Below are 2,639 nucleotides of genomic sequence, written 5' to 3' on the forward strand. Positions count from 1 at the left end.
GCGCCGTATCGCCCCGCCGGATCCTGCCGTTCTGGCGGCGGTGGAGGCGGTCGTGCCGGGGATCAGCCGGTCGCGGGTGAGTGACCGGTTGGGTATGGCGCATGATGCGTCGCATTATCTGCTGACTCCGCAGGCGGTCCTGGTGCCGGAGAACGCCGGGCAGGTGGCGGCGTTGATGCGGGCGGGGTTGCCGTTGACCTTCCGGTCCGGTGGTACCAGCCTGTCGGGGCAGGGGGTGAGTGAGCATCTGCTGGTCGACACCCGCCGTCACTTCCGCGGTGTGGAGGTGCTGGATGGTGGTGCGCGGGTGCGGGTGCAGCCGGGGGCGGTGCTGCGGCAGGTCAACGCGCGGCTCGCGGCGTATGGTCGCAGGCTGGGGCCGGACCCGGCCAGTGAGGCGGCGTGCACGATCGGCGGGGTGGTGGCCAACAACTCCAGCGGGATGACGTGTGGCACCCATGCCAGCGCCTACCGGACGCTGGAGTCGATGGTCGTGGTGCTGCCCAGCGGCACCGTGATCGACACCGGCGCACCCGACGCCGACGCGCGGCTGCGCGCGCTGGAACCCGCTCTGGCCGAGGGCCTGGTACGGCTGCGCGAGCGTGTCCGCGGCAACCCCGAGTCGGTACGCCGGATCACCGCGCAGTTCGCCATCAAGAACACCATGGGGTATGGCCTCAACAGCTTCCTCGATCATGACAGTCCGGCGCAGATCCTCGCCCGTCTGCTCGTCGGCAGCGAGGGCACTCTCGGGTTCGTCGCCGAGGCGGTGCTGCGGACCGTGCCGGCGCACCGGCTCGCCGCGACCGGCCTGGTGGTCTTCCCGGCGTTGCGGGAGGCGATGGCGGCGGTGCCTGAGCTGGTCGCGGCCGGGGCCGCCGCTGTTGAGTTGCTGGACGCCGAGTCGCTGCGGGTGGCCCAGCTCGACCCGAAGGCCGACGAGCTGCTGCGCAGCCTGGAGGTGCGCGACCACGCGGCGCTGCTGGTGGAGTGGCAGGAGTCCGACCCGCAGCTGCTCGCCGCACGTGAGCGGGAGGCCGGGCGCATCTTCGCCGGAATGGACCTGGCCGCTCCGGCCCGGCTCAGCGGGCAGGGCCCGGGCCGGGCCGGGCTGTGGCGCATCCGCAAGAACCTGTACGCGGCGGTGGCCGGGGCGCGGCCGTCGGGCACGACGGCGTTGCTGGAGGACGTCGCCGTCCCCGTCCCCGTCCTGGCGGATTTGTGCGCTGAGCTGACCGGGTTGTTCGACCGGTACCGGTATGAGCGCAGTGTGATCTTCGGGCATGCCAAGGACGGCAATCTGCACTTCATGCTGAACGAGCGTTTCGGCGGCGACCTGCAGCGTGGCGACCTGCAGCGTTACGCCGACTTCACCGAGGATCTGGTGGAGGCGGTGCTGTCGCGTGGTGGCACGCTCAAGGCCGAGCACGGCACCGGCCGGGTCATGGCCCCGTTCGTGCGCCGCCAGTACGGCGATGAGCTGTATGCGGTGATGCGTGAGGTCAAGCGGTTGTGCGACCCGGCCGGCACGCTCAACCCCGGTGTGGTGCTGACCGACGATGCCAGGGCGCACCTGCGTGACCTCAAACCGGTCGCCACGGTGGAGCCGGAGGTCGACCGGTGCGTGGAGTGCGGCTACTGCGAGCCGGTCTGCCCCAGCCGCGACCTGACCACCACCCCCCGCCAGCGCATCGTGCTGCGCCGCGAACTGGCCGCGGCCCAGGCCGCCGGCGACGACGCCCTGGCCCGGCAGCTGGAGGAGGAGTACGGCTACGACGCCGTCGACACCTGCGCCGTGGACGGCATGTGCGCCACCGCCTGCCCCGTGCTGATCAACACCGGCGACCTCACCAAACGCCTGCGCGCCGGCCGGCACGGCCGCGCCGCGGCGACCGCTTGGAAGAGCGCCGCCACGCACTGGGACGGGGTGACCCGGGCCATGAACCTCGCCCTCGATGCCGCCGCCGCGGCCCCGGCCGGGCTGGCCGAGGGCGCCAGCCGGGCCGCCCGCGCCCTCGCCGGCCCCGACACCGTCCCCCAGTGGAGCCGCGACCTGCCACGCGGCGGCAGACGGCGCCGTCCCGCCCCGGCACGCGACACCGACACCGACACCGACACCGACACCGACGCCGACGCCGACGCCGACGCCGTCTACCTGCCGTCCTGCCTGAACACCATGTTCGCCCCCGCCGACGGCGGGCCCGGCGTCATGACCGCGCTGCTACGACTCACCGAACGCGCCGGCCTGCGCCTGCACGTGCCGCAGGGCATCGCCAGCCTGTGCTGCGGCACCCCGTGGTCCTCCAAGGGCTTCACCGCAGGCTACGAGGTGATGCGCCGCCGGGTACGGGAAACGCTCCTTGCGGCGACCGACGGCGGCACGATCCCGGTCGTCAGCGACGCCGCCTCCTGCACCGAGGGATTCGAACGGCTCACGGCGGCGGCCTCGGAAGAACCGGCATCCGCCGGGTTCGGACGGCCGGACGGCGCAGGACGGCCGCACGGCGCGGCCGGGCCCGCCGTCCGGGTGCTCGACGCCGTGACCTTCGTGGCCGAGCACGTCCTGCCGCGGCTGCCACAGCCACCCCAAGACCGCAAGCTGGCCTCACTCGCCCTGCACCCGACCTGCTCGTCCGTCC

Annotated in this window: 1 protein-coding gene; it reads left to right on the forward strand. The window is 73.2% G+C overall.

What is annotated here, in order from left to right:
* Positions 1-2,639, forward strand: a 2,639-nt coding sequence (locus Msi02_RS44240; protein ID WP_275414238.1) for an FAD-binding and (Fe-S)-binding domain-containing protein, incomplete at both ends; no start/stop codon positions are given.

This window comes from Microbispora siamensis (assembly GCF_016863095.1).
GTDB classification, from domain to species: Bacteria; Actinomycetota; Actinomycetes; order Streptosporangiales; family Streptosporangiaceae; genus Microbispora; species Microbispora siamensis.